The organism is Streptomyces liliifuscus (assembly GCF_016598615.1).
GTDB lineage: Bacteria > Actinomycetota > Actinomycetes > Streptomycetales > Streptomycetaceae > Streptomyces > Streptomyces liliifuscus.
In genome coordinates this window covers 8,204,763-8,218,553 of the sequence record NZ_CP066831.1, presented here as the reverse complement: position 1 = coordinate 8,218,553, position 13,791 = coordinate 8,204,763, and the positions used below count along the sequence as shown (strand labels likewise).

Sequence of the window (13,791 nt, the reverse complement as noted above, 5' to 3'; positions counted from 1 at the left end):
GCCAGGCTGAAGCCCGGCGGGCTTCCAGCGGGCTCCCGGCGAGGCTTCTCCTCATCCCGACGGCCCCGCTGCCGCTCCGGCGGCGTCCCCGCTAAGGCACCTGCCCGATGTCCGGCCCGGGGCCTTAGCCCCACGATGACCAGGCATGACGACATCGACACAGACATGGGCGGTGACCCGTGTCCTGCGAGACCGCAACGCGGGTCTGTACCTCGGCGGAGTCGTGGTCTCCGGGTTCGGCTCGTCGGCGATGTGGCTGGTGTCCGGGATCTGGGTGAAGGATCTGACCGGCTCGGACGGCCTGGCCGCTCTCTGCGTCTTCGCCCTCTGGGCGCCCACGCTGATCGGCCCGGCCCTCGGCACCCTCGCGGACCGCACCCGCCGCCGGCCGCTGCTGGTGTGGACGAACCTGGGCCTGGCAGCACTCCTGCTGCCCCTGTTCACCGTCGACTCCCCCGGCACCCTATGGGTCCTCTTCGCCGTGCTCCTGGTCTATGGAGCGGCGGGCGTCGTCCACGACGCGGCGGAGTCGGCCCTGGTGGCCACGGCCGTCGACAAACAGCTCCTCGGCGACTTCAACGGCCTGCGCATGACGGCCAACGAGGGCATGAAGCTCCTCGCACCGCTCGCGGGAGCGGGCCTCTACGCGGCGTACGGGGGCGCCCGTGTCGCGCTCCTGGACGCGGTCACCTTCGCCCTGGCCGCGGGCCTCTACACGCTCCTGCGCGTACACGAGCCGAAGCCGCCCACGGCCACCACCACGGCCGGCTGGCGCGCCCAAACGGCCGAAGGCGCCCGCTACTTGTGGGGCCACGCGACCCTGCGCCCGCTCGTCGTCGCGGGCGGCACGACCATGCTCTTCTCGGGCGTCAACGGCGCGTTGATCTACGCGGTGGTGGATGGCCTCGGCCACTCCCCCGCGTACGTGGGTGTCCTGTACGTCGCCCAGGGCGTCGGCTCGGTGGCGGTCGGCCTGGCCGCGGGCCCGCTCCTGCGCCGCCTGGGCGAGCGCCGGTTCGCCGGATACGGCATCGCGCTCACCGCCGTGGCCGTGACGGCTCGCGCGCTCCCCCACGACACGGTGGTCCTCGCCTCGGCGGCCGCGGTCGGCATCGGACTGCCCTGCGTACTGATCGCGGCACTCACCGCGGTCCAGCGCGAAACCCCGGACACCCTGCTGGGCCGCACGACGGCGACCGCCAACACCCTGCTGTTCGCCCCGACGGCGGTGGGACTGGCGCTGGGCGCGGGCCTGGTCGAACTGGTCGACCACCGCGTGCTGTTGACGGCACTCGGGCTCGTACGACTCGTGACGGTCACGCCTCTGCTGCGACTGCGCCATCGCGCCCCGACAGGGGCGCGGGGAACTGCGCGCCCAGCCCCCACCGAACCCGCAGACTGATCACTACGCCTACCGCAGAGCCCCAATCGCTTCGACCACGAGCGACAGATCCGCGTCGGACGCCAACCCCGCGTGATACAGCCGCACTTCGGTCGCTCCCAGCCCGACCGCCCGCGTCACGTCCTCGACGAGTGTCGCGGGACGGCCGCCCATCCCGCTCACCACGGTGAAGTTGGCCGCAAGCACGGCCCCGTCAACTCCCTGCTCGGCGAAGGGGATCAGCGGCTCGGGCCCGGCGGCGCACGGTACGACCACTCCGTCGGCGACCGACAGGATGTGCCCGGGGTCCACACCGACGTTCGCACCGACGCGGTAGGAGACCGGGTCCGCGTGCAGCAGGATCTGGAACCCCTCGGGCGCGGCCGCGCGGACGGCGAGGACGGCCTCCGTCTGGAGGGACCGGGCGACCGAGTCACGCCACGCGCGCGTGGCCGTCGCGAGCTCGGCGCCGAGCAGTTTCTCGACGTCCTCCCAGCCCTCGACGGGAGCCTCGCCCCGCCACACGGGCTCCAGGGCACGCCGGACCGAGGCGGCCGACTCGTCAGGGTCGAGCCCCAGTTGCGTATAGCCGTCCCCGCAGGAGGGACAGAAGCACAGCGACATCAGATACGTGCCGGCGTCCCCGAGTGCCACGCCCGCCGTCTTGTCGTGGGCGTGCAGATGCGGCAGCCCGTACCAGCCGAGGGACTCCAGTTCCGTGCCCGCGGCGCCGGGACGCACGGCCGCCTCGACGGCCAGATCGACGAGGTACGCGCGCGTGTCGGGCTGAGCGATGCAGGGGGCCCACGAGTAGCGGTCCCCGTAGGCGTTGACCACCGAGGTGTCCGGAAACTCCACGCCCATACGGGAGTTGTGCGCGAGCACCACCCAGGTGTGCACGTCGAGCCCCGCCCCCGCGAGAGCCGACGCGGCCTCCCCGTACGCGTCGCCGGGCGCCCAGTCCCCGGCGGCGTACGGCCGGAGCCTGCGGCCCTGCCAGCGTGCGGCGTCCGTCGGGTAGAGCGCGGCGGCGTGCGGTGCGGTGACGACGCGGTGCCGGGGGTGGCGGGGGGTCAGGGCGCGCGTGGAGTGGTACGCGGAGGCGAGCGTCGCCTGCTGTACGCCGAGCCCGGCGATGCGTGCCGCCGCGTCGGGGTCGCCGTTGACGTCCCACGGATAGACGAAGGTCGACGCCTTCACTTGCCCTCCTCCAGAAGCGCGTATCCGCGCTCGATCAGCTGGGCGAGCTGCTTGACGTGGTCCTCGGACGGCTCGTGCAGCGGCGGCCGCACCTCGCCCACGTCGAGCCCCCGCAGCCGTACGCCCGCCTTGACCAGCGAGACAGCGTACCCGCGGCCCTGTGCGCGCAGTTCGACGAGAGGCCGGTAGAAGCCGTCGAGGAGCCGGTTCACGGTGGCGTCGTCGCCGGAGCCCAGGGCCTGGTGGAAGGCGAGGGCGATCTCGGGCGCGAAGCAGAAGATGGCGGAGGAGTACAGCGTGATGCCGATGCCGCGGTAGGCGAGGCCGGTGAGCTCGGCGGTCGGCAGTCCGTTGAAGTAGAGGAAGTCGCCCGGGTACTCGGACCGCACGGCGCTCACGATGCGCTGCATCAGGTCGAGGTCGCCGAGCCCGTCCTTGAGGCCGATGATCCCCTCGGCGCGGGCCAGCGAGACGACGGTCTCGGGCGTGAACACGGCGTTGTCCCGCTGATACACGATGACGTCGAGCGAGGTGGCGGCGGCCAGTTCCGTGTAGTGCCGCAGCAGCCCCTCCTGCCCGGCGACGACGAGATAGGGCGGCATGGCGAGCAGCCCGTCCGCGCCGGCCTCCTCTGCGAGCCGCGCGTACCGCACGGCGAGCGCGGTCCCGTACCCGGCGCCCGCGACGACGGGGACACGGCCCGCCGTCTCCTCGACGGCCGCCCGTACGCACTCCTGGAACTCCTCGGGCGTGAGCGCGTGGAACTCCCCGGTCCCGCAGCAGGCGAAGACGGCGGCGGCCCCGGCCTCGACGCCCCGCCGGACGTGCTCGCGGTAGACGTCGAGGTCGACGGCTCCGTCGCGGTCGTACGCGGTGACGGGGAAGAACAGCGGCCCGCTCGGGATACTGAGTCGACTGGCAAGGGGGGCTGACGTCACGGGCTCTCCCTAGAGCATGAGCATGCACGCACACGCCGACTCGTGCACGTTTCTGATCCATGTCCATATCCCTGAACACTTCCACGCTAAGGCGCCCTCTTGGGGGCGGTCAAGCGGACCGGCATGCATTGCGGGAGCAACAAGGGAGCAGAAAGAGCACGGAAGGGGAGCGGATTTCACCACTCCGCGCGACACTTGACGCGGTCCGTCGACGATCCCTAGCGTGTCCACGGATGTGAATGCCGTACACGGTGACGGCTATCGATTCAAGGAGACCCGAGGATGCCCGCTCCCCGCACCGTTCTGCTCACCGGCGCCGCAGGCGGTCTCGGCACCCTGATGCGAGGACTGCTGCCCGCCTACGGCTACGAGCTGCGGCTCCTGGATCTGCTCCCGATCGACGGCGAGCCGGGCGCGGTCACCGCGGACCTCGGCGACAAGGAGGCCCTGCGCGAGGCCGTGCGGGGCGTGGACGCGATCATCCACCTCGCGGGCATATCCCTGGAGTCCACCTTCGAGAAGATCCTCAAGGCGAACATCGAGGGCACCTACAACCTGTACGAGGCGGCGCGCGAGGAGGGCGTCCGGCGCATCGTCTTCGCCTCCTCCAACCACGCGGTCGGCTTCGCCCCGCACCCCGAGGGCGAGGCGCCGCACGCCCCGGAAACGCTCATCCCCATCGACACCCCGCGCCGCCCGGACACCTTCTACGGACTGTCGAAGTCGTTCGGCGAGGACCTGGCGCAGTTCTACTGGGACAAGCACGGCCTGGAGACCGTCTCCGTGCGGATCGGCTCCTGCTTCATGGAGCCGACCAGCGTGCGCATGCTCTCGGTCTGGATGAGCCCCGGCGACGGTGCCCGCCTCTTCCACGCGGCCCTGACCGCCGAGGACGTCGGGCACACCGTCGTCTACGGCTCCTCCGCGAACACCCGCCTGTGGTGGGACCTGACCACCGCCCGGGGCCTCGGCTACGAGCCGCAGGACGACTCCGAGCAGTACGCCGAGAAGCTGATCGCCGAGCAGGGCGAGCTGGATCCGCGGAACCCGGACCACACCCGTCTGGGCGGCCACTTCGTGACCAACCCGCCGGTCTGGCCGTACTGACACACGCGTACGCGCGGACACGGGCCGGGGTTGCCGTCCGGCCACATCCGCCACCGCCGACCCGTCCGGCCACCGCGCACGGACCGCCTCACGGGGCGAGCGGGCACCGAACGGGCCCGCCCGTCCCGCCGTTCGGGCATGCCCACTGCCCGAATTCCGCTCCACCGCAGGTCCGGCACGGGCAGCCGTCGCTCGTTACGGTCACATACGGGCGCCATCGGGCCCGCAACAGACCTGGTCAGTGGCGCGTACCCGCTGTAGAACTTCCCCCATGGGCCCCACCGGGCCCGAACGGGCAGTGAGCACGGAGAGCGGGTGTCGGGCATGAGCGCGGAAGAACGTCAGCGGGAGATCGTGAAGAGCGCCCGCCGCACCGGCGCCGTCGACGTGAACGAGCTCGCCGCCGAGCTGGGCGTCGCCAAGGAGACCGTACGACGGGATCTGCGCGCCCTGGAGGACCACGGACTCGTCCGCCGCACGCACGGCGGCGCCTATCCGGTGGAGAGCGCCGGCTTCGAGACGACGCTCGCCTTCCGCGCCACCAGCCATGTGCCCGAGAAGCGCCGGATCGCGGCCGCCGCGGCCGAGCTGCTCGGGGACGCCGAGACGGTCTTCGTCGACGAGGGGTTCACCCCTCAGCTCATCGCCGAATCACTGCCCAGGGACCGGCCGCTGACCGTGGTCACCGCGTCCCTGGCCACGGCGGGAGCGCTCGCCGAGGCCGACAACACGACGGTGCTGCTGCTCGGCGGCCGGGTCAGGCCCGGCACCCTCGCGACCGTCGACCACTGGACGACGAAGATGCTCGCCGGGTTCGTCATCGACCTGGCGTTCATCGGAGCCAACGGCATCTCGCGCGAACACGGCCTCACCACCCCGGACCCGGCCGTCAGCGAGGTCAAGTCACAGGCCATCCGGGCAGCCCGGCGCACGGTGTTCGCGGGGGTGCACACCAAGTTCGGCGCCGTGAGCTTCTGCCGGTTCGCGGAGATCAGTGCACTGGAGGCGATCGTCACCAGCACCCTCCTGCCCACGTCCGAGGCCCACCGCTACTCGATGCAGGGCCCCCAGGTCATCCGGGTCTGAAACAGAGACCGCACCCCGGTCCCCACAGAGTTCGAAAAACCAACTGACCCACTACAGAGGCATCACACTCCCCTGCTTCATCCCATATGTACTGATACATCCAGGAGCGATCCATGCGAACCCAGAGCCGACGGAGGCCGCGCGCGACGCTCGTCGCGGTCGCCGCAGGGACGCTGCTCGCCCCGCTGCTCTCCGGTTGCTGGGCCGGAGCGGGCGGAGCGGGCTCAGGTGGCAACTCCATCAACGTCCTCATGGTCAACAACCCGCAGATGGTGGAGCTGCAGAAGCTCACCGCCGCCCACTTCACCAAGGAGACCGGCATCAAGGTGAACTTCACCGTGCTGCCGGAGAACGACGTCCGCGACAAGATCAGCCAGGACTTCGCCAACCAGGCCGGCCAGTACGACGTCGCCACCCTGTCCAACTACGAGATACCGATCTACGCCAAGAACGACTGGCTGCACGAGATGGACTCGTACGTCGCCAAGGACCCGGCCTACGACGAGCAGGACGTCCTCAAGCCCATGCGCCAGTCCCTCACCGCGGACGACGGCAAGCTCTACGGACAGCCCTTCTACGGCGAGTCGTCCTTCCTGATGTACCGCAAGGACGTGTTCGAGGCGAAGGGCCTCACCATGCCCGAGCGACCGACCTGGACCCAGGTGGCCGACCTCGCGGCCAAGGCCGACGGTGCCGAGTCGGGCATGAAGGGCATCTGTCTGCGCGGCCTGCCCGGCTGGGGCGAGGTCATGGCCCCGCTCACCACGGTCGTGAACACCTTCGGCGGCACCTGGTTCGACAAGAGCTGGAAGGCGCGGCTCGACTCCCCCGAGTGGGAACGGGCGGTGAAGTTCTACGTGGACCTCGTCCGCGACCACGGCGAGGCAGGCGCACCCCAGGCCGGCTTCGCCGAGTGCCTCAACAACATGACCCAGGGCAAGGTCGCCATGTGGTACGACGCCACGTCAGCGGCCGGTTCCCTGGAGTCCGCCAAGTCCCCGGTCAAGGGCAAGATCGGCTACGTGCCGGCGCCCGTCGAGAAGACCGAGTCCTCCGGCTGGCTCTACACCTGGGCCTGGGGCATCCAGGACGCGTCCCGGAACCCCGACAAGGCCTGGAAGTTCGTCTCCTGGGCGTCCAGCAAGGAGTACGAGCAGTTGGTGGGCGACGAGATCGGCTGGTCCAACGTCCCGGCCGGCAAGCGCGCCTCCACATACACCAACGCCGACTACCGCAAGGAGGCCGGCGCGTTCCAGGAGATGACCAAGGAGGCCATCGAGGGCGCCCGGCCCACCGACCCCGGCGTGCAGCCGCGGCCCGCGCCCGGCATCCAGTTCGTCGGTATCCCCGAGTTCACCGATCTCGGCACCAAGGTCTCGCAGGAGATCAGCGCGGCCATCGCCGGACGCCAGTCCGTCGAGTCGGCCCTGAACAAGTCCCAGAAGCTGGCCGAGGAGATCGCCGAGGAGTACGAGGGACGATGACCGCCACGACAACGGCTCCAGTAGCCGCACCATCCGTACGCACCGAGAAGCGTCCCTCGGGCCGCATGCGCGCCTGGGCGACCCGGGCCCCGCTCCTCCCCGCCCTGATCTTCATGGTCGCCGTGACCCAGCTCCCCTTCGTGGCCACGCTGGTGATCTCCTTCTTCGACTGGAACTCCCTCTACCCGGACGCCCGGAGCTTCACCGGCTTCGGCAACTACTCCGAGGTCCTCACCGACGCGGCCCTGCGCAAGTCGGTCTGGACGACCATCCTGCTGACGGTCACCGTCGTCCTGGCCAGCCTCATCCTGGGCCTGGGCCTCGCCCTCCTCCTGGACCGGAAGTTCCGGGGCCGCGGTGTGGTCCGTACGCTCCTGATCGCGCCCTTCCTGGTGGTGCCCGTGGCGGCGGCCCTGCTCTGGAAGCATGTGCTCTACAACCCCGAATACGGCCTGCTCAATGGGTTGTTGCACTATGTGGGCGGACCAGAGCCGGACTGGATCTCCAACACCCCGCTGCTCGCCGTCGAGATGTCCCTCGTCTGGCAGTGGACGCCCTTCATGATGCTGATCCTGCTGGCAGGACTGCAGAGCCGCGACCACCAGCAGATCGAGGCCGCGAAGGTCGACGGCGCGAGCGACTGGCAGGTCTTCCGCTATCTGACCCTGCCCCACCTGCGCCGCTACCTCGAACTGGGCGCCCTGCTGGGCTCGATCTACATCGTCCAGAACTTCGACGCGGTCTTCACCATCACATCCGGCGGCCTGGGCACCGCGAACCTGCCCTACACCGTCTACCAGAGCTTCTACCAGGCCCATGAGAACGGCCTCGCCTCCGCGGCCGGCGTCCTGGTCGTCATCGGCTCGATCATCATCGCGACCTTCGCGCTGCGCGTGGTCTCGTCCCTGTTCCGCGAGGAGGTGGGCCGCGCATGAGCGCCACCGCGATCCGTGTACGTCCCCGTAGTACCGAAGCCGGCAACCCCGGCCCCCGCCGCCCCAGGGGAAGGGGCCTCGGCCTGGTCGCCTGGCTGGCCGGAATCGTCTTCTTCCTGCCCATCGCCTGGATGGCCCTGACGTCCTTCCACTCCGAGGAGGACGCGGCGACCAATCCGCCGTCCTTCGGGGCCGCGCTCACCCTCGACGGCTACCGCGAGTTCTTCGGCACGGGCGGCGGGGCGAGCCCCTGGCCGTCGCTGATCAACTCGACGGTGGCATCGCTGACGTCGACGCTCCTCGTCCTCGTCCTGGCACTTCCCGCGGCCTACGCGCTCTCGATCCGCCCGGTGAAGAAGTGGACCGACGTCCTGTTCTTCTTCCTCTCCACGAAGATGCTCCCGGTGGTGGCGGGCCTCCTGCCGATCTACCTCTTCGCGAAGAACACGGGAATGCTGGACAACATCTGGCTCCTGGTCATCCTCTACACCTCGATGAACCTGCCGATCGCGGTCTGGATGATGCAGTCGTTCCTCTCCGAGGTCCCGGTGGCGATCATCGAGGCGGCGCAGATCGACGGCGCGAAACTGCCCACGATCCTCGCGCGGGTCGTGGCCCCCATCGCCCTGCCGGGCATCGCGGCCACAGCCCTGATCTGCTTCATCTTCAGCTGGAACGAGCTGCTGTTCGCCCGGGTGCTCACGGGCGTGGTGGCGGAGACGGCCCCCGTCTTCCTCACCGGCTTCATCACCAGCCAGGGCCTGTTCCTGGCGAAGGTGTGCGCCGCGTCGCTCGTCATCTCCCTGCCGGTGCTCGCCGCGGGGTTCGCCGCCCAGGACAAACTGGTCCAGGGCCTGTCGTTGGGAGCCGTGAAATGAAGGCCGCAGTCATCGAGTCCGTGGGCCGTGCCGTCGTGGCCGAGGTCCCGGACCCGACGCCGGGCCCCCGCGAGGTCGTCGTCGAGGTCGCCGCCTGCGGCCTGTGCGGCACCGATCTGCACATCCTCCAGGGCGAGTTCGCGCCCAAGCTGCCCATCGTGCCGGGCCACGAGTTCGCGGGCGAGGTGGTCGGGGTGGGCACCCAGGTCACCGAGCTGTCGCTCGGCGACCGGGTGGCCGTGGACCCCTCCCTCTACTGCTACGAGTGCCGGTTCTGCCGTACGGGCCACAACAACCTCTGCGAGCGGTGGGCGGCGATCGGCGTGACGACGGCGGGCGGCGCGGCCCAGTACGCCGTGGCCCCCGTGGCGAACTGCGTCAAGCTCCCCGATCACATCCGTACCCAGGACGCGGCCCTGGTCGAGCCCCTCTCCTGCGCGGTCCGCGGCTACGACGTGCTGAACTCCCGGCTGGGCGCCCACGTCCTGATCTACGGCTCCGGAACCATGGGCCTGATGATGCTGGAACTGGCGAAGCGGACGGGTGCGGCGAGCGTCGACGTGGTCGACATCAATCCGCAGCGGCTCGCCACGGCCGAGCGGCTCGGTGTCTCGGCGACCGCCACCGGGGCCGACGAGCTGGACCGGCCGCAGGGGTGGGACCTCGTCGTCGACGCCACGGGCAACGCGGCGGCGATCCAGGACGGGCTCGAGCGGGTCGCCAAGGCCGGCACGTTCCTTCAGTTCGGCGTGGCCGACTATGCGACGCGGGTCACGATCGACCCGTACCGCATCTACAACCAGGAGATCACCATCACCGGCTCGATGGCCGTTCTCCATAGCTTCGAGCGGGCGGCGGAGCTGTTCGCGACAGGTGTCCTGGACCCGGACATCTTCATCAGCGACCGCCTGCCGCTCGACCAGTACCCCCAGGCCCTGGACCAGTTCGCCTCGGGCGTCGGCCGAAAGATCGTGGTGGTCCCGTAGGAGGATTTCGCCCCCGCCGCCCCTACCCATTCCCATCCCCTGGGGCTCCGCCCCAGACCCCGTCCGCAGCGATTTCGGGTGCGGGTGCGTTGTGGCTGATCGCGCAGTTCCCCGCGCCCCTTTAAGGGGCGCGGGGAACTGCGCAGTCTTTTGGGGGTTCGGGGGCGTAGCCCCTGAGTCAGGGACGGGAATGGGTAGGGGCGGCGGGGGCGAAAAACCCTTGGGCCGGCCACCCCGCCGACCTACCATCCCCCCATGCCCCGCCCACACGGCTTCGCCTACACACATCACCCCGACGGCACGGTGAAGATCACCCACGGAACCCACCCCGCCACCACCCTCCGCGGCCCCCGAGCCACCCAGTTCCTCGCGGAAGTGGAATCCGGCGACCCCCAACTGGTCATGGCCCGCTGGACGGGCAACTACAAGCGGGGCAACGAACGAACGGCCCGCAACCACCCCCGAAACCGCCACTGACGGCCCACGACCGCCTCTGACCTGCACAGACGCGCGTTGACCCAATTGGCGGTCAGGTAAGGGAACGGTAAAGCGGGCCCGGTCGTTCACGGGGCATGACAGCTATGACCCCCGGCTCGAACATCCCTCTCCCCGTCACCCGCGTGACGGTGGACGTCGCCGCCCCGGTGCGGCTCGACGTATCGGGCCTGCTGCTCACCGCCGACGGCAAGGTGCGCTCCGACGACGACTTCATCTTCTACAACCAGCCGACCGGCCAGGGCGTGACGTACCGCTCCGGCGGCGGCACCAGCCCCGACTCGATCACGGTCGACACGACGGCCGTGCCCCCGGGCATCGAGAAGATCGTCGTCACAGCGAGCCCGGACGCCGCGGGCCAGACCTTCCAGGGCGTAGAGCCGACGGCGACGATCCGCAACGCCGACGACAACTCCGTACTGGCCTCCTTCACCCCGCCCCAGCTCGGCTCGGAGACGGCCCTGGTGATCGTCGAGGTCTATCTGCGCAACGGCGCGTGGAAGGCCCGAGCGGTCGGCCAGGGGTACTCGAACGGCCTGGCGGGCATCGCCACGGACTTCGGCGTGACGGTGGAGGAGCCGGCGGCCCCGGCAGCGGCCCCGGTCGCCCCGCCGGCCCCCACGATCCAGACCCCGGTGGCGCCCCCGGCCCCGCCCGTCACCACCCCGGCGGCACCGCCCGCGCCCCCGGCGGCACCCGCCGCCCCCGCCCCGGGCGCCGGGAAGATCAACCTCGACAAGGGCCGCGTAAGCCTCCAGAAGAACCAGACCGTGTCCCTGGTCAAGGGCGGCCGCCCGTTCCTCTCCCAGGTGAAGATGGGCCTCGGCTGGGAGCCGGCGTACCGCGGCAAGGACATCGACCTGGACGCGTCGGTCATCGCGTACGGCCCGCAGCGCAACCACATCGACAGCTGCTACTTCGGCAAGCTCTCGATCGTGAACGGCGCGATCAAGCACTCCGGCGACAACCTCACGGGCGAGGGCGGCGGTGACGACGAGGTGATCGTCGTGGACCTGGGCCGTCTCCCCCAGGAGGTCACCGGCCTGGTCTTCACGGTGAACTCCTTCTCCGGCCAGAAGTTCACCGAGGTCGCCAAGGCTTACTGCCGTCTCCTCGACGCCGCCACGGGCGAGGAGCTGGTCCGCTTCGACCTCACGACCGCGGAGCCGCAGACCGGCGTGATGATGGCCAAGCTCATCAAGCAGTTCTCCGGCGAGTGGGAGATGACGGCCCTCGGCAACTTCGTCAAGTCCCGCACGGTCCGCGGCATGGTGAAGCCGTCGGCCCAGGCCCTGTAGTCCTCCCGTCCACCACGAACGTGCGGGGCGCCACCCATCGATGGGTGGCGCCCCGCACGTTCGTGGCCGGGTCACATCTTCAGCGGCCGGTCACATCTTCGTGGTCGGGTCACATCTTCGTGGCCCCCGCGGCGAGGTCCCTGAGGAAGTGCCGCGCCCCGATCAGGAACACGATGATCAGCGGGACGACACTCATCAACGCACCGGCCATCACCAGGGAGTAGTCGGTGTTGTAGAGGACGTTGAGGTTGGCCAGGGCAACCTGGAGGGTGACCCTGTCGGGGTCGATCATGACGACCAGCGGCCAGATGTAGTCGTTCCAGATGCTGATGAAGGTGAAGATGCCGAGGAACGCCAGCGCGGGCCGGAACAACGGCATCGCGACCTGCCAGTAGAGCCGGAAGAATCCGGCGCCGTCGATCCGCCCGGCGTCGAGCAGTTCGTCGGGCAGCGAGTTCTGCGCGTACTGGCGCATCCAGAAGATGCCGAAGGCGTTGGCCGCCCCGGGAATGATCAGCGCATTCAGTGAGCCGGCCCAGCCGAACTCCGCCATGGTGACGAACTGCGGCACCAGGGAGAGCTGCGCGGGGATCATGTACGTGACCATCAGGCCACCGAAGAGGAACTTCTTGCCCGGGAACTCGTACTTGGCGAAGGCGAACGCGGCCAGCGAGTCGAAGAACAGCACCAGCGCGGTCCCGACCACGGCGACGACGACGGTGTTGAACAGCGAGCCGAAGAAGTCGACGGTGTCGAGCACCCGCCCCATGTTGTCCAGGAGATGCGGTCCCGGCACCAGCTTGGGCGGATAGCTGTAGATGTCCTGGGTGGTGCCGGAGGCCATCACCACCAGCCAGTAGAAGGGGAAGAGCGAGATCAGCACACCGAGCAGCAGCACCACCCGCACACAGATCCGAGTGAGCCGACTGCCGGAGCCGATGGCGAGCCCCGCACTGCCGGTAGTCCGCTCCTTGCCGTCAACGGCCATTGCGGGCCCCCTTGCGTCGCAGCAGTGACCGGATACCTGCGCGGTCCTCGCGGTCGGAGCCGGAGACCAGCCGCCAGTTGATGAGCGTGAAGACCGCGATGATCGCGAAGAGGAGCCAGCCCATCGCGGCGCCATAGCCGAACTGGTGGTCCTTGAAGGCCTTCTGCCACAGATAGAGCACGATGGTCATGCCTTCCTGACCCGGTCCGCCGGTGGTTCCGACGTCGGTCGACTGGAAGAGCACCTGGGACTCGGTGAAGATCTGCAGGCCGTTGATGGTGGACGTGACGGCGGCGAAGAGGACCACCGGCCGCAACTGCGGCAGCACGACCCGGAAGAGGGTCTGCCAGCTGTTCGCCCCGTCGACGCGGGCGGCCTCGAAGTGCTCGGTGGGAATGGCCTGGAGGCCCGCCAGGAAGATCAGGGCGTTGTAGCCGACCCACCGCCAGATGATCATGATGGAGAGGGACACCTTGATCCCCCACTCGGAGGACAGCCAGCCGACGCCGTCCATCCCGACCATCCTCAGCGCCGAGTTGGCGAGGCCCGTCTGGGCGAAGACCGATCCGAAGACGACGGTCATGGCGACCATCGAGGTGACGTTGGGGATGAAGTACGCCACCCGGTACGCACCGGTGAACCGGACCTGCGAGTGCAGCAGGAACGCGAGCACCAGGGCCAGGAACAGCATCGGCACCGTGGACAGGAACCAGATCTCGAAGGTGTTGAGCACCGAGTGCCAGAACACCGAGTCCTCGAGCAGCCAGCCGTACTGCTTGAAACCGACGAAGCGCATGTCACCGATGCCGTCCCAGTCCTGGAAGGACAGGTACAGCGAGAAGACCACCGGAAAGGCGCCGAAGACGGCGAAGAGCACATAGAACGGCGAGATGGCGAGGAGCGGCGGCCCATGGCGCCGACGCCCGCCCGGGGCGGTGGCACGAGAGCGACGGACAGGTCGCCGTTCGTCGGCCGCGGGGGTGCCGGCCTCCGCCGGGTCTGCGACTGTGGCCAT

13 protein-coding genes are annotated in these 13,791 nt (G+C 69.6%); 9 read left to right on the top strand and 4 right to left on the bottom strand.

The genetic code is table 11. The annotated features are described in order from the left end of the window. Positions 1-145 precede the first annotated feature (145 nt). Positions 146-1,402: an MFS transporter gene (locus JEQ17_RS35420; RefSeq protein WP_200399060.1), complete on the top strand. Its 1,257-nt coding sequence runs from the start codon at positions 146-148 to the stop codon at positions 1,400-1,402. A 9-nt stretch (positions 1,403-1,411) separates the two neighbouring features. Here the strand turns inward: JEQ17_RS35420 and JEQ17_RS35415 are convergent, their stop codons facing one another. Next, complete coding sequence (locus JEQ17_RS35415; protein ID WP_200399059.1) at positions 1,412-2,581, bottom strand: hypothetical protein; 1,170 nt, start codon at positions 2,579-2,581, stop codon at positions 1,412-1,414. Then, positions 2,578-3,519 carry a 5-dehydro-4-deoxyglucarate dehydratase gene (locus JEQ17_RS35410; protein ID WP_200399058.1) on the bottom strand — a complete coding sequence of 314 codons (942 nt, stop codon included), beginning with the start codon at positions 3,517-3,519 and terminating at the stop codon, positions 2,578-2,580. The genes JEQ17_RS35415 and JEQ17_RS35410 overlap by 4 nt, the downstream gene beginning before the upstream one ends. A 282-nt stretch (positions 3,520-3,801) precedes the next feature. On the opposite strand from JEQ17_RS35410, the gene JEQ17_RS35405 reads away from it, so the two are divergent. The 8 genes from JEQ17_RS35405 (at position 3,802) to JEQ17_RS35370 (ending at position 11,788) form a co-directional block, all read left to right on the top strand. Further along, positions 3,802-4,626, top strand: a complete 825-nt coding sequence (locus JEQ17_RS35405; protein ID WP_200399057.1) for an NAD-dependent epimerase/dehydratase family protein — start codon at positions 3,802-3,804, stop codon at positions 4,624-4,626. A 315-nt stretch (positions 4,627-4,941) separates the two neighbouring features. Then, a complete protein-coding gene (locus JEQ17_RS35400) occupies positions 4,942-5,712 on the top strand; it encodes a DeoR/GlpR family DNA-binding transcription regulator (protein WP_143637268.1) in 771 nt (256 codons plus the stop codon). A 113-nt stretch (positions 5,713-5,825) separates the two neighbouring features. Beyond that, positions 5,826-7,196 (top strand): ABC transporter substrate-binding protein, encoded by a 1,371-nt coding sequence (locus JEQ17_RS35395; RefSeq protein ID WP_200399056.1) that lies wholly within the window; start codon positions 5,826-5,828, stop codon positions 7,194-7,196. After that, on the top strand, positions 7,193-8,131 hold the full coding sequence (locus tag JEQ17_RS35390; RefSeq protein WP_200399055.1) for a carbohydrate ABC transporter permease: 939 nt from the start codon (positions 7,193-7,195) through the stop codon (positions 8,129-8,131). Before JEQ17_RS35395 ends, JEQ17_RS35390 begins: the two co-directional genes overlap by 4 nt. Beyond that, positions 8,128-9,009 carry a carbohydrate ABC transporter permease gene (locus JEQ17_RS35385; RefSeq protein WP_200399054.1) on the top strand — a complete coding sequence of 294 codons (882 nt, stop codon included), beginning with the start codon at positions 8,128-8,130 and terminating at the stop codon, positions 9,007-9,009. The genes JEQ17_RS35390 and JEQ17_RS35385 overlap by 4 nt, the downstream gene beginning before the upstream one ends. Next, positions 9,006-9,995 carry a zinc-dependent alcohol dehydrogenase family protein gene (locus tag JEQ17_RS35380; protein WP_200399053.1) on the top strand — a complete coding sequence of 330 codons (990 nt, stop codon included), beginning with the start codon at positions 9,006-9,008 and terminating at the stop codon, positions 9,993-9,995. The genes JEQ17_RS35385 and JEQ17_RS35380 overlap by 4 nt, the downstream gene beginning before the upstream one ends. A 255-nt stretch (positions 9,996-10,250) precedes the next feature. After that, positions 10,251-10,472 (top strand): hypothetical protein, encoded by a 222-nt coding sequence (locus JEQ17_RS35375; protein ID WP_200399052.1) that lies wholly within the window; start codon positions 10,251-10,253, stop codon positions 10,470-10,472. A 104-nt stretch (positions 10,473-10,576) separates the two neighbouring features. After that, complete coding sequence (locus JEQ17_RS35370) at positions 10,577-11,788, top strand: TerD family protein (protein WP_200401885.1); 1,212 nt, start codon at positions 10,577-10,579, stop codon at positions 11,786-11,788. A gap of 109 nt (positions 11,789-11,897) precedes the next feature. Here JEQ17_RS35370 and JEQ17_RS35365 read toward each other — a convergent pair whose 3' ends face one another. Further along, on the bottom strand, positions 11,898-12,776 hold the full coding sequence (locus JEQ17_RS35365; protein WP_200399051.1) for a carbohydrate ABC transporter permease: 879 nt from the start codon (positions 12,774-12,776) through the stop codon (positions 11,898-11,900). After that, positions 12,766-13,791 (bottom strand): carbohydrate ABC transporter permease, encoded by a 1,026-nt coding sequence (locus tag JEQ17_RS35360; protein WP_200399050.1) that lies wholly within the window; start codon positions 13,789-13,791, stop codon positions 12,766-12,768. The genes JEQ17_RS35365 and JEQ17_RS35360 overlap by 11 nt, the downstream gene beginning before the upstream one ends.